Raw genomic sequence first — 330 nt, forward strand, 5'->3', positions numbered from 1 at the left:
CACTCTCTGAGAGCACGGGTCCTCCGGAGTTACCCGGATTCAGATTCGCGTTCAACTGAATGACAGGTGCTCCGTTTTTCATTATTTTTTGGGAAACAGAAATCGTGCCGGTAGAATACGTAGCTTCTAACTGGCTCCTCTCATCGAGAAACCCGCCTAAATCCGCTTTACCGGGATATCCGGCAAACTGAATGGCAGAAGAAACTGCACTTCCGTCGCCATCCGTATCATCTACAGAGATCGTCGGCAAATCTTTTGCATTAATTTTGAGGATGGCTACATCCTTCCCCTCCCCAATCGGCTTGCCATACGACTTAATATCGAAAGCCT

Annotated in this window: 1 protein-coding gene; it reads right to left on the reverse strand. The window is 48.2% G+C overall.

Features of this window, described 5'->3' with window-relative positions; all coding sequences use genetic code 11:
- On the reverse strand, positions 1-330 hold a 330-nt coding region (locus LKX83_RS32200), incomplete at both ends, for a trypsin-like peptidase domain-containing protein (RefSeq protein WP_227887340.1).

Origin of the sequence: Cohnella baijiui (assembly GCF_020731285.1) — a bacterium.
Lineage (GTDB): Bacteria > Bacillota > Bacilli > Paenibacillales > Paenibacillaceae > Cohnella.